Source organism: Bacillus cereus group sp. BfR-BA-01355 (assembly GCF_022663675.1).
Classification (GTDB): domain Bacteria; phylum Bacillota; class Bacilli; order Bacillales; family Bacillaceae_G; genus Bacillus_A; species Bacillus_A thuringiensis_S.
In genome coordinates this window covers 1-220 of the sequence record NZ_JAKUFY010000496.1, presented here as the reverse complement: position 1 = coordinate 220, position 220 = coordinate 1, and the positions used below count along the sequence as shown (strand labels likewise).

Sequence of the window (220 nt, the reverse complement as noted above, 5' to 3'; positions counted from 1 at the left end):
ACGTTCTGAACCCAGCTCGCGTACCGCTTTAATGGGCGAACAGCCCAACCCTTGGGACCGACTACAGCCCCAGGATGCGATGAGCCGACATCGAGGTGCCAAACCTCCCCGGCGATGTGGACTCTTGGGGGAGATAAGCCTGTTATCCCCGGGGTAGCTTTTATCCGTTGAGCGATGGCCCTTCCATGCGGAACCACCGGATCACTAAGCCCGACTTTCG

The 220-nt window shown here is 59.1% G+C and carries 1 rRNA gene; it reads right to left on the bottom strand.

The window, feature by feature from the left end:
* A 23S ribosomal RNA gene (locus tag MR167_RS32630) occupies window positions 1-220 on the bottom strand; the annotation flags it as partial.